11 protein-coding genes and 1 riboswitch are annotated in these 13,279 nt (G+C 59.7%); of the genes, 2 read left to right on the forward strand and 9 right to left on the reverse strand.

Annotation, left to right across the window (positions count from 1 at the left end):
* Positions 1-7: 7 nt before the first annotated feature.
* The 7 genes from ribA to QBL02_RS08580 form a co-directional block, all read right to left on the reverse strand.
* Complete coding sequence (ribA, locus tag QBL02_RS08550; protein WP_282725994.1) at positions 8-1,312, reverse strand: GTP cyclohydrolase II; 1,305 nt, start codon at positions 1,310-1,312, stop codon at positions 8-10.
* On the reverse strand, positions 1,309-1,983 hold the full coding sequence (locus QBL02_RS08555) for a riboflavin synthase (RefSeq protein WP_282725995.1): 675 nt from the start codon (positions 1,981-1,983) through the stop codon (positions 1,309-1,311). Before QBL02_RS08555 ends, ribA begins: the two co-directional genes overlap by 4 nt.
* Positions 1,983-3,113, reverse strand: coding sequence for a bifunctional diaminohydroxyphosphoribosylaminopyrimidine deaminase/5-amino-6-(5-phosphoribosylamino)uracil reductase RibD (gene ribD / locus QBL02_RS08560; RefSeq protein ID WP_282726207.1), 1,131 nt, complete (start codon positions 3,111-3,113; stop codon positions 1,983-1,985). The genes QBL02_RS08555 and ribD overlap by 1 nt, the downstream gene beginning before the upstream one ends.
* Positions 3,114-3,162: 49 nt before the next feature.
* A riboswitch (FMN riboswitch) is annotated at positions 3,163-3,327 on the reverse strand.
* Positions 3,328-3,435: 108 nt separating this feature from the next.
* Positions 3,436-4,143 (reverse strand): DUF1345 domain-containing protein, encoded by a 708-nt coding sequence (locus tag QBL02_RS08565; RefSeq protein WP_282725996.1) that lies wholly within the window; start codon positions 4,141-4,143, stop codon positions 3,436-3,438.
* 215 nt (positions 4,144-4,358) lie between these two features.
* Positions 4,359-6,434 carry a DUF2156 domain-containing protein gene (locus QBL02_RS08570; RefSeq protein WP_282725997.1) on the reverse strand — a complete coding sequence of 692 codons (2,076 nt, stop codon included), beginning with the start codon at positions 6,432-6,434 and terminating at the stop codon, positions 4,359-4,361.
* Positions 6,435-6,489: 55 nt separating this feature from the next.
* The gene (trpS, locus tag QBL02_RS08575; protein WP_282725998.1) at positions 6,490-7,518 is read right to left on the reverse strand and encodes a tryptophan--tRNA ligase; all 1,029 of its coding nucleotides are present in this window, start codon (positions 7,516-7,518) and stop codon (positions 6,490-6,492) included.
* Between the two features lie 103 nt (positions 7,519-7,621).
* Positions 7,622-8,476, reverse strand: a complete 855-nt coding sequence (locus tag QBL02_RS08580; RefSeq protein ID WP_282725999.1) for an exodeoxyribonuclease III — start codon at positions 8,474-8,476, stop codon at positions 7,622-7,624.
* Positions 8,477-8,565: 89 nt separating this feature from the next.
* Here QBL02_RS08580 and glpK point away from each other — a divergent pair, with 89 nt between their 5' ends.
* Both glpK and QBL02_RS08590 read left to right on the forward strand, forming a co-directional pair.
* Entirely contained in the window at positions 8,566-10,119 is a 1,554-nt protein-coding gene (glpK, locus tag QBL02_RS08585; protein WP_282726000.1) for a glycerol kinase GlpK, read from the forward strand.
* A 62-nt stretch (positions 10,120-10,181) separates the two neighbouring features.
* A complete protein-coding gene (locus QBL02_RS08590) occupies positions 10,182-10,508 on the forward strand; it encodes a thiamine-binding protein (protein ID WP_282726001.1) in 327 nt (108 codons plus the stop codon).
* A 43-nt stretch (positions 10,509-10,551) separates the two neighbouring features.
* Here the strand turns inward: QBL02_RS08590 and QBL02_RS08595 are convergent, their stop codons facing one another.
* Both QBL02_RS08595 and QBL02_RS08600 read right to left on the reverse strand, forming a co-directional pair.
* Positions 10,552-11,871 (reverse strand): heparan-alpha-glucosaminide N-acetyltransferase domain-containing protein, encoded by a 1,320-nt coding sequence (locus tag QBL02_RS08595; RefSeq protein WP_282726002.1) that lies wholly within the window; start codon positions 11,869-11,871, stop codon positions 10,552-10,554.
* Positions 11,872-11,951: 80 nt separating this feature from the next.
* A complete protein-coding gene (locus QBL02_RS08600; protein WP_282726003.1) occupies positions 11,952-13,199 on the reverse strand; it encodes a benzoate/H(+) symporter BenE family transporter in 1,248 nt (415 codons plus the stop codon).
* Positions 13,200-13,279 lie beyond the last annotated feature (80 nt).

Raw genomic sequence — 13,279 nt, forward strand, 5'->3', positions numbered from 1 at the left:
CTCGCTTCTACTCGTTTGAATCGGTTGCTGCCGAGTCGGCAGGCAAAATATGGCCCATGCGGTCACGCTTTGCTGCCAGGTAGCCGGCATTGGTTTCGTTCACGCCAACGTAAAGCGGAACCCGCTCGCTCACGGTGACCCCACTCTTCTCGAGCTGGGCAACCTTGTCCGGGTTATTGGTGAGCAAGCGCACGCTACTCAAGCCAAGATCAGCCAGAATCTCTGCGGCCGCATGGTAGTCGCGAGCGTCTGCGGGCAGGCCAAGCTGCAGGTTTGCGTCGAGGGTGTCGACGCCGCTTTCTTGCAGCTGGTAAGCGCGCAGCTTATTGGCGAGGCCAATCCCGCGACCCTCCTGGCCGCGCAGGTAAATCACTGCGCCGCCATGCTGGTGCACCATATCCATCGCTGCCTTGAGCTGCGGGCCGCACTCGCACTTGAGTGAACCGAAAGCTTCACCCGTGATGCACTCCGAGTGCACCCGCACGAGCGAGTTATTGCCCAGCAGACTGCCGTCTGGATTTGCCGCGAGCAGAGCGACATGATCAACACCGTTGCGACGGTCGCGGTAGGCCCGCATACGGAACTCGCCGTGTTCGGTTGGCACCAGAGTATCTGCGCGCAAGCTCACCTGACGGTGTGCTGAAGGCGCAGACGGCGTGTGCTCGGGGTCGATCTTGTCGAGGTAAGCGGCAAGCTGCTCGATCGTGATGACGAGCACACCCTCTTCTTTGCCAAGCTCAATCAGCCCTGGCAGGCGCATCATCTCACCGTCTTCAGCAACGATTTCGCCGATTACGGCAACCTCGCGAAGACCCGCGAGGCGCATCAGCTCTACCGCAGCCTCGGTATGACCGGCGCGCGAGCGCACGCCACCGTCAACCGCGCGCAGCGGCAGAATGTGACCTGGGCGGCGCACATCGGTGGGCTTTGCCTCTGGGTTCGCCAGGGCGCGCAGGGTGGTTGCACGGTCGCTCGCGCTAATGCCGGTGGTAACGCCTTCGGCGGCATCGACCGTCACGGTGTAGGCGGTCCCGCGCGCATCTTCATTGCGCTCAACCATCATGGGCAGATCGAGCTGATCTGCGATCGAGTTGGTCATCGGTGCGCAGAGCAGACCTGACGACCAGCGTACGGTCCAAGCCACCCACTCAGAGCTTGCGAGCTCAGCCGAGAGAATAACGTCACCCTCGTTTTCGCGGTTTTCGTCGTCGGCAACGATGACCGGACGACCGGCAGCAATTGCGGCAATCGCGTCTTCGATTGAGGCGATTCCCGAGCTAATGCTGGGGTCTTTTGAGGTCTGATCGGTCATGAGTTGGCTCCTTCGCGGGAGAGGTCTGATTGGGGGCTTTGAGTAGCTGAGACGCTGTTTGCGCCGAAGCCAAAGTTCATCATTCGTGCCACATGGCGTGCAAGCACGTCAGTTTCTAGGTTGACGCGGTCGCCGGGGGTGAGCGTTCCGAGGGTGGTCGCAACGAGGGTTTCAGGAATCAGGGACACCTCGAACCAAGCCTCGGCTTCGGCCGCTGGTGCAATGTCTGAAACGGTGAGCGAGACACCTGCAAGCGTCACTGAACCCTTGTCGACGAGGTAAGGGGCGAGCTCTGGTGCCAGCGAGAAACGAAGTGTGCGCCAATTGTCGTGCTGTGTGCTCGAGATCAGCGCAGCGGTGCCGTCAACGTGGCCCTGCACGATGTGACCACCGAGTCGGCTGTCGACTCGGGCCGCACGCTCAAGGTTCACGCCGTCGCCAACCGCGAGATTGCCGAGCGTCGACATCTTGATTGACTGCTCCATAACATCTGCCGTGAACTCGTTATTGGAATTTCCAATAACCGTGAGGCAGACGCCCGATACTTGGATCGAGTCGCCGTGACCCGCGTCGCTTGTGACCTTGGGCCCGCGCACGGTCAGCCGAAGCGAAGCTCCGACCGGTTCAATCGCGACTATTTCGCCGATTTCTTCGATGAGGCCGGTAAACACTAGTGGCCCTCCTCGTTCTCTGTGTGGTGAATGGAAGCTTTAATCAGGAGATCTTCATCAAGCCGCGTAACATCGGTGATGCTCAGCCGTTGAATGTCAGCCATGCTCTCGATGCCGAGGTCACTAATCGCAACGCGAGGGCCGCCAAGCAAGGCTGGTGCGACGTAGACGAGCACCTCATCGACAAGGCCAGCTCGCAAGAATGCAGTCGCAATCGTCGGGCCGCCCTCAACAAAGACGCTGCGTACACCGCGGCTACGAAGTTCCGCGAGATGATCAGCGAGGTTATCGCCTGCAAAGTGCAGCGGAGCATCAAGACCATTGGCCGCAAGCGCCGGGTGTTCGCGGATCAGCGCGTTGGCGGGAATTTCTCGCTTGCCAAGCACCACGGGAATCGGCTGTGCTTCAGCGGGAACCAAAAGGCCGGTTTCGTGAGACTCGTCTCGTGCGGTCAGCGCCGGGTTATCGGCGAAGAGGGTTCCTGTTCCGACGAGGATCGCATCAGCGGCGGCGCGCCGCTGATGAACATCGCGCCGGGCGGCCTTCCCAGTGATCCATTGGCTACTGCCGTCGGCTGCGGCCGCACGGCCGTCGAGGGTTTGAGCCCACTTGACTGTGACATGCACCCCTACGGAATTCTGCAGTTTAGGCGCAGCCTGCTGTTCAAGCTCGGTCTGTGCTGCCTTACGCTCGACCCAGCTTTCAAGAATTTTGTTGCCCTCAGCCTCAAGCACTCCGCCAAGTACTTCCACCCCCGCAGCTCGCAGGGTCGCTGATCCACCGGAAGAGGCATTGCCGGGATCGGACATTGAAAATGCGACAGCCCCGATGCCGGCATCGACAAGCGCAACCGCGCACGGACCGGTGCGGCCGGTGTGATTACACGGTTCGAGTGACGCCACGGCAGTGAGCTCGCCCGAGCGGTCTCGCCACTGGGTAGGCAGCGCTGCGAGTGCGGCGACTTCTGCGTGCGGAGTACCGGCGCCGCGATGCCAGCCCTCTGAAACGATGACTCCGGCCGGATCAAGAATGACGCAACCCACCTGTGGGTTGGGGTTGTCTGCCGGGCCGAGCGCAGCAAGCTCGAACGCACGACGCATTGCCGTTTCGAGAATATCGCGACCGAGCATGAGTTCTTTCTGCGCGCCGGGTTCGCGAGGTAACCGCACGAAGGCGGCCCTTGCGTTCCTCTCATCCGGACTCGCACGCAGCCTCAGCCAGTTTTCACTGGCTTCGCCTCGTGCATCACCGTCGGTACCGGAATTTCACCGGTTCGGCCCCACAGGAGTGGAGTTCGCGGACTATCACCGCCGGTTCAGATTCTCACTGACCCCGGAACACGCTTCTTACTCTAACGCTCTTTGGCGGAAAGTATTCCCTGAGTTACCGTCTTCCTGCATCGACAAGTTCGACGGAGTAATCGGCTGTGCCGACCAGGCTCGCTGCTGATGATTAAAGAAGCGCGAAGCCGCCAGAGATGGTGTTCATGGTCAGCACAATGATCAGCGCGTTGAAAAAGAAGCTGAAGGTTGTGTGCCAGACGACTGTCCAGCGCATTCGCGAGGTGCGTACCGAGACATCTGATGGCGAAAACGAAGTGCCGTTAGTGAACGAAAAGTACACAAAATCGATGAGTCGCGGCTGTTCGGTGCCGGGAAAGTGCAGTGGTTGATCCGCTTCGTACTTTTGGTAGGCGGCGTAGTAGATGCGCGAATAACCCCAGTGAAACATTGCCCATGAGGCGAGCATCGCCCACACGGCGACGAGTTCATATACGTGAAACGCATCGGTCTTGCTAGCTTCTGACACCAGCGAGATTGCTGCGCTCAAACCGACCAGGCTCGCGGTGAAGGTAGCAATTGTCGAGAACCAGGCGATTAGCGGATTGCGCGAGGTCTCGCGTAAAAAACGATGGTCGTCACGGTTGATTCTGAGGTCAATGTTGAGCCAGAACACTGTGCCGGCAAGGTACAGGGTTGCTACCACGCACCATGCGAACAAGTACACAAGGTCGGCGAGGGGCTCTGTTTCTTCGTTAAACAGGTAGATCAAGCCGACATAGAGCAACAGCAACTGCGCAAGAATGCCAACCACTTCGATCACCACGGTGATCGAACGCGAGCCACTTCGTTGTTGGCGCGTTGGTTGTGTCGCTGTCATAGCGGTAAGTGTAACCGCCCAGGCGGCTCGATCTGCGCGAGTTTCGAATCTTATTCGCCAATTGCTTACGTTGTTCGCGATTGTGCACGTTGCGGGGTGTTTCGACGCGTCTCATCGCGAACAAGGTGTTCGATTGCGAGTTTGGCGACGGTTTTTATTCGCCGGCCTCGCCGCGGAATGCTGCGCGTACCTCTTGGGCTCCCGACTGACAAGAACTAGGCGGGTGTCGCCGAAGCAAGCAAGTCTCTTAGCGAGGCGTCCGGCAGGTAGGCCCTGGTGAGCGCCATACCAATGCGCGGCAGATCACCCTCATCGCGGTACAGCAGATAAAGCGGCTCAGCCCTCGGGTTAAATTTCTGCTTAAAACGGTGCAGCGATTTAAAACCGTAGACGGGTTCGATAAGCTCGCCGATTCGCGTCAAAACTTGATCAACGGGGGTGAGTTCGCGGTCCTCAGGGTGAATAAACGGTGCCCCAGAAAGGGACACAAATTGATAGCCAGCCTCAGCGAAATATTGAGTAGACGAGGCGATCAGAAACTCCATAGTTTGCGAGAACCCATTATCGGCGCGGCGCATCACATCGAGAGTCCAGCCAATCGGCTTTGGCGCGACGCCGTCACCGCCACTCGGTCCATACACCGGCAGCCAAGAAGTCACCCCCTGCATCTCACCGGCCTCATTAAAAGCGAGGCCAACCATTACCTCAGGGTCAAGTGCCTCTTGTACGGTGCCGAGTGTGAACTTCATTTCGGGCAGGCTCTTGTCGCCCGTCCACTGCTCAGAAATCTTGCGCACTTGCGCGACCACCTGGCGAGGCTCATCAGCCAAATGAGTCATTCTGAATGAAATACCCTCGCGACCCGCCTTGTTGATGGCCGTACGCACCGCGCCCCAAGCCTTGCCGGTAAAAGCCAAGCCCGGCAGATCAACGATGGTGTCTTCTGCAACGATAAGCGAACGCCAACCAGCGGGCTTTGCATCAAATGATGACTGGCTCACCGAGAACAGCGCGGGTACGAGACCTGCCTTCTGTGCAGCATCGGCAAAATCACTGATCGCATCAGCCCGACTGCCCTCTGAAACGATCGGATCGCTCAGCATCAGAGCGACACCAGCGTGTGTTTGAAAAGCAGCACTGCCATCGGCAATGGCAGCATGGCGATTGAGCGGCCACGTGGTCATCCAAGAAATAGTGCCACCGCCAAACCGCTTCAACTGCTGCTCGCTTTCGGCAGCAGTCAGCGGAGGGGCCGCGAGCGCCCGCTTTGACGTGCGAACATGCACCCGAAACGCACTTCGGCCCACAACAAGAAGTGTGACCTCGCCGGCCCACAGCACCGCCGGAGCAAGTATCAAACCGAGAATCTCGCGTGGGTGCTCAAGAACACCAAGTTCAATGAGTAGCGGCACGAGAGCGATGAGCAACGCTGCAGTCACAAAGTTAAACGCGGCAAGGCAAAGCGTAATCACCCATGCAACGCGATGACCCTGGCGAATACCGTTTGCAACAAGCAAAATCACCACAATATCGATGGCCACGTCGATCCACGACGCGATCGGGGTGCTCGAACCAAGCGGTCCATCAAACGGCACCGCAAGATCAAACACCTCGGTCACGCCGATAGTGATAAGCCCCGCAAAGGCAAGAAACCGCCACTCGCGCTCGGTAGGTCTGCCCCTTCGGTGCCGAAATGCTGGCAACGCGCCACTCACAGAAAGAGCCACGACCATAGTTACTGCGTGCTCAACATCGTAGATCTGACCGAGATACAGCACCGAAATAGTGATCCACACGAGGATCAAAGCCCTGGCGCGCAAACGCCACGGTGAGCGCAGCGTAGCAATCGCGAAAACTAACGCGGCGATCGCGCCACACGACGGGCCCACATCAAAATGACTCTGCAGCATGGTGGCCCAAGGTGATCCAGCGCTCGCGAGCAACCAGACTAGAAGTGCGGCCCCATAAATACCAACGAGGTGCCCCGAAACAAACAGTGCAACGGTGCGGAGCGTGCCAAAACGCCATTCTGCCCAGGCCAGGCTGAGCAGCACCAGTGGCACCACAAAGGCGTACACCCACGGCTCACCCACGAAAAACATTGAGGTGAACGGTGACCACCAGCGGCCCTCAGCAAAAGCGGGTAGCCCTGTAGCCACTCGCTCGAACCAGGGCTGTTGCGATGCGGGGCTAAAAAGCGCGCCGCTGATTGCTCCGACTGCGACAAGAGCGATTGTGAAAACTATCGCGAAGGGGGAACGGCGGAGCGCCTCGTTGAGCTTCTGGGCCATGACATCAGTGTATTCAAGGCATGGCCCAGAGGTGAGAGAGTTTTGGTCTGGCGAACTAGCCGCGCAGCAGGCCAACCGCTTCATAGACACGGTCAAGCGTGGCCGAAGCCAGCTCGTTCGCGCGCTCAGCGCCACGAGCAAGCAGACGGTCAAGCTCAGCCGGATCGCCCATCAGCTCTTCGGTGCGCTCGCGCACAGGAGTCAGCGACGAATCGACGACCTCAGCGACGGCCTTCTTCAGATCGCCATAACCGCGCCCCGAGAATTCGCTTTCGATCGATTCGATGGTGCGGCCAGAAAGCACCGAGAAAATGGTGAGCAGGTTCGAGACGCCAGGCTTTTCTTGACGGTCAAAACGAATCTCATTGTCTGCGTCGGTGACCGCACGCATGATCTTCTTTGTCGTCACCTTTGCTGGATCAAGCACCTTGATTAGCCCGGCCTCGGTCTCAGCTGACTTCGACATCTTTGCTGTCGGATTCTGCAGGTCGTAGATCTTGGCGGTCTCTTTGCCGATGTGCGCCTCGGGCACCACAAAAGTCTTGCCAAAACGCGAGTTGAAACGAGTCGCAAGGTCGCGAGTCAGTTCAACGTGCTGACGCTGATCTTCGCCCACAGGCACACTTGCTGCCTGGTAGAGCAAGATGTCTGCAGCCATCAGAATCGGGTAGGTGAACAGGCCGACCGAAGACGCGTCAGCGCCATTCTTCTGCGACTTGTCTTTGAACTGAGTCATGCGGCTCGCCTCACCGAAACCGGTGAGCGTGTTCAGCACCCAGGCAAGCTCGGCATGCGCTGGAACCTGCGACTGCACAAACAGGGTCGACTTCTCGGGGTCGATGCCCGCCGCAATGTACTGTGCAGCGGTACGTCGGGTGCGCAGTACCAGCTCGGCTGGGTCTTGCGGCACGGTGATCGCGTGCAGATTCACAACGCAAAAGATCGCGTCAAAGTCTTCTTGCATCTGAGTCCACTGGCTCAGCGCACCAATGTAGTTGCCAAGCTGCAGCGAATCGCTCGAGGGCTGCATACCGCTGAACAGTTTTGGCTTTTCGGTCGATGCTGGGGTGGTTGCGTCAGTCATTTCAAGGTCTCTCTTATCTCAATGCCCGATTGGCATTGGTGGGGTAGCTTCGCTCCCCAAAATTGCGATTATGAGAGCAGCGGATCAGCCGCGCTCGTATGGATTACGCCGTGTAGTCAACAACGACTGCGGCGTGATCCGACCATCGCTCGTCGTAGCTAGCGGCACGATCCACCGTGTAGTGCGTGACTCGCTCAGCCAGCTGAGGAGTAACCGCGTGGTAGTCGATGCGCCAACCGGTGTCATTCACAAACGCCTGGCCACGGTTCGACCACCAGGTGTACGGGCCATCAACCTCGCCAGCCCAGCGGCGACCAACGTCAACCCAGCCGTAGCCGGCACCCTCGGTGCCATCTACACCGGTAACATTCTCGCCCAGTGGACCAAAGAAACGGTCAAAGTATGAGCGCTCGCGAGGTAGGAAGCCGCTGCGCTTCACATTGCCCTTCCAGTTCTTGATATCGAACTCGCGGTGGCCAACATTCAGGTCGCCAACCACAGCCGCGTATTCGCGCTCGGACGCAAGCTCGGTAAAGCGCGGGCCCATCGCATCAAGAAAAGCCCACTTGGCTTCTTGCTTCGGCGTATCAACCTCACCAGAGTGCACATAGGTGCTGACGATGGTGAATGGCTTGCCGCCGAGCTCAAAATCTGCTTCGATCCAGCGACCACTCGACTGGATCGAATCCTGCTGATCTTCAGCACCCAAACCAATTCGGTGCGCAGTAGGTGCAACACGGCTCGCAATCGCGACACCGGCGCGACCCTTGATCTGGCATGGGTCGTGCAAAATATGCCAACCGTCGCCGAGCAATTCTTCGAGATGCGAATCGTCAGCGCGTACCTCTTGCATGGCAAGCACATCAACGTCGCGGCTCTCAAGCCACTCGCCCATGCCCTTGCGGAACGCTGCACGAATACCATTCACGTTTACAGAAGCGAGGCGAAGTTTTTGCATGCCCCCAGTCTATGCCGAGGGTACGACAGTGGCACGTTGAAAGCTCACGCGAGTAGGCTCGGACCAAAGCGCTTTGAGCGGAGGCACTAGTGACTGACCACCTCATTTCGATCGACCAAGGCACCACAAGCACGCGAGTAATTGTGTTTGACAAGCATGCTCGTGTAGTTGCGAGCGCGCAGCGCGAACACCGACAAATCTTTGAAAAGCCCGGATGGGTTGGTCACGACGCTGTCGAAATCTGGCAGACCACCAAACGGCTACTGCACGACGCGCTCGGCAAAGCCCGCATCGGAAGAGAACGTATCGCGGGCGTCGGCATCACAAACCAGCGCGAAACCACAGTCGTATGGGACGCCGCAACCGGCGAACCAATCGCAGACGCCATCGTCTGGCAAGACACCAGAGTGCAGCACATTGTCGACGCGCTCGCCGCAGAGGTAAACCCAGTAACAGGTGCCCCCTTCGGCACCGAACGTTTACGGCAGATCACCGGACTGCCGCTCGCGAGCTACTTCTCAGCAGGCAAAGTGCGTTGGCTGCTCGATGAAATTCCCGGTGCCCGCGAGCGAGCAGAACGCGGCGAACTGCGCTTTGGCACAATCGACTCCTGGCTGATCTACAACCTCACCGGCGGTGCCAACGGCGGCCTGCACGTGACCGATGTGACCAACGCGAGCCGTACCCAACTCTGCGATCTGCGCACGCTGCAATGGAGCGATGAAGCGCTCGCCGCATTCAACATTCCACGCAGCATGCTGCCGCAGATCGTTTCGTCTTCGGGAACAATCGGCGAGATGCGCGGAGTGCCCGGCCTCGACGGCGTTCCCATCGCAGGTGTGCTCGGTGACCAGCAAGCGGCAACCTTCGGCCAGGCCGCGTTTGCCCCAGGCAGCGCAAAACACACCTTCGGCACCGGCGGCTTCCTGATCGTAAACACTGGCGAACAGCCAGTCTTCTCCGGCAACGGCCTGCTCACAACGGTCGCCTACCAGCTTGAAGGGCAGACACCGGTCTACGCGCTTGAAGGCAGCGTTGCTGTCGCTGGATCGCTACACCACTGGCTGCGCGACAATCTCGGCATGCTGCGCGATTCAACCGAGATTGAAGGGCTCGCCTCAAGTGTGCCCGACACCGGCGGCGCATTTATAGTTCCCGCCTTTTCAGGACTCTTTGCCCCACGATGGCAGCCGGACGCGCGCGGAGTGATCGTCGGACTCACCCGCTTCGTGACGCGCGCACACCTTGTCCGCGCCGCAAGCGAAGCAAGCGTCTACCAAACAGTTGAAGTGATCGAAGCAGCCGCCGCTGATACCGGCGTACGCCTAGACGAACTGCGCGTTGACGGCGGCGGCTCAGTCAGCGACATGATGATGCAGTTTCAGGCAGACATGCTCGGCATCGACGTGGTGCGGCCCGAAATTCTAGAGACAACAGCGCTCGGCGCAGCCTTTGCCGCAGGCCTTGCCACCGGAGTCTGGCAAAGCCTCGACGAAGTAGGTGGCCTCGTGCGGGAAGGCCGCCGATGGATCGCCAGAATGGGCGATGAAGACCGGCAACGCCGCCTAAGACTCTGGAACCGAGCGGTTGAGCGCTCACTCGATTGGGTCGACGATGACGTTCGCGCCTATGCGGGAGATTAGGCGCCGGCTGGGCGATCCAACGCTAACCTGAACTCAGACAACTACCCGAAAGGTAACCCACCGTGATTCTTGCTTTTTCTGTTGCCCCGAGCGGACCAGCTACCGGACGCCCCGAGCGCGACGGAGGTTCAGTTTCTGACGCGGTTGCCGAGGCAGTAAAGATTGTGCGCGAGTCGGGCCTGCCCCACCGCACCAGCAGTATGTTCACCGAAATCGAGGGTGAGTGGGACGAGGTCTTCGACGTGGTGAAGCGCGCAACCGAAGCCGTGCTGCCCTTCGGCTCGCGCGTCTCGCTCGTGATGAAGGCCGATATTCGCCCCGGCTTCGAAGGTGAAATGGACGGCAAACTTGAGCGCCTTGAGAAGGCGATTGAGGAATCGGGGGAGTAGCGCCTAGCGGCACCACTCAGAAGTTCTGCTCCAGCGGGCAGAATTACCTCACCACCAGCCCCACAAACTTTGACAGCAGGGTTTCGAGCGGGCCGCGCTTCTTGGTGGCAGAAAGCACGGCGCCAAAGGCGAGAGCCACACAGATCTGCAGCGCAAAGGCACCCGGGCCAACTACCCACCACGGAATCTCAGTTGGGCCGAACCACGCGGAACCCTGCAAACCAAAGTACGGATACATCAGCACACCAGAGATAACAATGTGTGCCGAATAGATGGTGAGCGGTGCCGCACCGGTGGCCCGCACCACATCAAGAAGCCTGGCTGGCAAGGATGAACCCGACTCTGGGCTCGCCGATGCGCTCTCAACAGCCGCAAGCTTCGGCCGTTCACGATCGCACAGCCAAACCAGCGCGCCAATCACAAAGACCGCGAGAGCAATTGTGCGAATCAGATCCATCGTTGAACCTGTGTGCGGGATCGCGAGCAACTGAGCGAGTGGCCGCGCAGACGGTGGCGCACCGCTGCCGCCGGTTGTCTCAATGTAATCGCGCAACTGCTCTTGCGAAAGGCCGAGGGCCTTCACACCGATCGTGTCGAGATGATTGATCGCCCAGATCGAGACAAGTTGTGCCACCACAAACACGGCTGCGCCAACGCCTGCTAGTTTCGCCGCCGTGCGACCGAGCACACCCGAACTAGCCGAGGCTACCAAGAGCCGCCCAACCAGCATTCCGGTGAGCAGATACACCAGCCAGGTCACCGCAGGGTATTCGCCGGTAAGGAATAGTGCACGAATCACACCGAGCGGGTCGGTTGAGAGAAATTCGACATTGATGTGCGGCCCCTCAAGACCCGAATCGAGCGCTTTACGCACGCTGGCATTGATCCAACCAGAAAACAGGCCGAGCACACCGGCAATGCTGGCGAGAATCCAATTGCGTTTGATCAATACAAACGGAGCCGCCAGAATCATTGCCACGCCGTAATAGGCGAGGATCACGACAATCGCATTGTCTACAAAACCGAGCAGCACACCGAGAACGATCAACGCGAAACCGCGCACCGCTACTGAAGCAACCGCTTTGCCAGGTTGCTGGTTGCGCAAGTATTTGCGGGTTGCAAACACGATGCTGACCCCGCCAAGCACGGCAAAAAGTGTGGCCGGGGCGCCGTTGCTGACCAGACCTACCGCTTTCGCAACAGCCAGATCAGGTTCGCTGACACCCGGCAGGGCCGAACGAATCGCGATCAGGTGTGCCGCGATCATTCCCGCAATTGCGACAAAGCGAGCGAGGTCGACGCCGACGTAACGCACGCGATTACGGGCGGGCGCAACTGCTACCGGTTGTTCTGTGACTGCCATGACGATAAGTATGAGGGCAGCGCAGTCTGCTCTCGCACACTATTCGCAAACTGAGCACTCACATGCGTGGGTTGGTGCGCTCAGCCGGAGCTTGTTTCATTTGCTGTCGTGGCGGCGTGCACCGTGCTCGCTTTGCGTAACTTGCGCCACGGTGAAATAGCGACTGCGATCAGGCAACCGGCAAGGAGTGCCCAAAAAGCAGAACTGAGGCCCGCGATTTGCACGCCAGAGGCAGCCACCAGCATGGTGACGGCGGCGGGTAGACGCAACGCTGGATCGGCCATGGCGCTTGCGCAGGCCGCCGCAAAAGCGCCAAACAACGCAATACCTGCAACCGTCTGCATAATCTCAGGGGGAGCCGCGAGCACGGCCGCGGCAAGCCCGGTACTTGTGAGGCCCAGCACAATATAGGCGACTCCGGCAGTGATCCCGGCGATCCAGCGTTGCTCTTTTCTGCCGGCCTCTGGCCCGGCCGCCAGCGCCGCGCTGATCGCCGCTAGGTTGATCGCGTGGCCACCAAATGGTGCGCTTACGATGCTGCCGAATCCAGTCGCGACTAGCGCCGGGCGCCAAGGCACTTGATACCCGAAGCCCGCCATGACGGCGACTCCGGGAATGTTCTGCGATGCCATCGTGACAATGTAGAGCGGAAGCGCGATTCCCGTGAGCGCTTGGATCGTGAACGTTGGGGTGGTCCACTCAGCGACCGGAATGAAGGCGCTCGCGGCAGGGGCGTTTCCGTTGTTACTGAGGTGGATCAGGATCACAACCAGCGCGACAGCGAGTGCGGCTGGCACTGCCCACTTTGGCGCCAGCTTCGTCATCACCAGCCAGGTCAGCACTATCGGCAATACCGAAAGCGGGTGGCTTGCGAGGGAGGTGACGGGTGCGATGCACAGCGGAAGCAAAATGCCAGCGAGCATTGCTTGGGCCAGCGGGACGGGTATGCGCTGAACAAGCTTTGCAAGGCCAGGCCACAGCCCGGTGACGGTGAGGAGCACACCGCAGCAGACAAACGCGCCGATTGCCGCCGGCCAACCACCAGCAACCATGCCTGTGCTCAGCAGCAGGGCCGCGCCCGGTGTGGACCAGGCCGAAGTGATCGGCATTCGAAAACGCCAAGAGAGCAACACCGATGCAATGCCCATGGTGATCGTGACCGCAAGCAACCCCGAGGCTGCCTGGCGCGGTGTCGCGCCGACGGCTTGCAGTCCGCCGAGCACCACGGCAAACGCCGCGGTGAAGCCAACCAGAGCGCAGACGAGCCCGGCAGTTACCGGGACGAGGAGATGCGTGGGTGGGCGCGTCTTCGCGTCGGTGCGACTCATGGGGAGAATCTAACACGCGTGGATCGCCGGGCCGGGTCGCTGCAGCAGCGCATGTGCATAAACGTCGGTGCTGGGGCGTA

Source organism: Leucobacter sp. UT-8R-CII-1-4, assembly GCF_030010235.1.
In the GTDB taxonomy this organism is placed as follows: Bacteria; Actinomycetota; Actinomycetes; order Actinomycetales; family Microbacteriaceae; genus Leucobacter.